We start from the raw sequence: 552 nt of genomic DNA on the forward strand, positions 1-552 counted from the left end.
GGTCTTTAGCACCGCGCATCCGCGCAAGCACCATGTGCTCAGGGGGTTGGGGGTACCGCCCGAGCGCATCGCTTCTTCGCGCACGCTGGATTTCGTGGACACGTTCGCGGCTGCCACCGACCAGCAGGGCGTTGACGTGGTGCTCAACAGCTTGGCCGGAGACTTCGTCGACGGCTCGTTGCGACTGTTGCCCCGCGGTGGGAGTTTTGTCGAAATCGGTAAGACCGACATCCGCGAGGCCGGCAATATCGCCCAGGCCCATCCCGGCGTCGTTTACCAGGCTTATGACCTGCACGTGGCGGAACCGGCGGACCTTCGTCAGGCATGGCAGACGCTGACCGAACTGTTCACCGCGGGCATCCTGCGGCCCCTGCCCACCACCAGCTACGGCCTGCTGCAGGCGCGGCACGCGTTTCGGGACATGAGCCAAGCCCGCCACACCGGAAAGATTGTGCTGATTCCGCCCGCCGAGTGGGATCGCCAGGGCACGGTCTTGATCACCGGCGGCACTGGGACGTTGGGGGGCGTCTTCGCCGAACACCTCATCACCCG

The 552-nt window shown here is 65.8% G+C and carries 1 protein-coding gene; it reads left to right on the forward strand.

Annotated features, from left to right (window positions below; translation table 11 throughout):
• Positions 1–94: 94 nt before the first annotated feature.
• Positions 95–552: zinc-binding dehydrogenase (locus tag F0Q45_RS26625; protein WP_306439479.1), on the forward strand; the 458-nt coding region annotated here is incomplete at its 3' end.

It is taken from the genome of Mycobacterium simiae (assembly GCF_008370645.1).
Taxonomy (GTDB): Bacteria; Actinomycetota; Actinomycetes; order Mycobacteriales; family Mycobacteriaceae; genus Mycobacterium; species Mycobacterium simiae_A.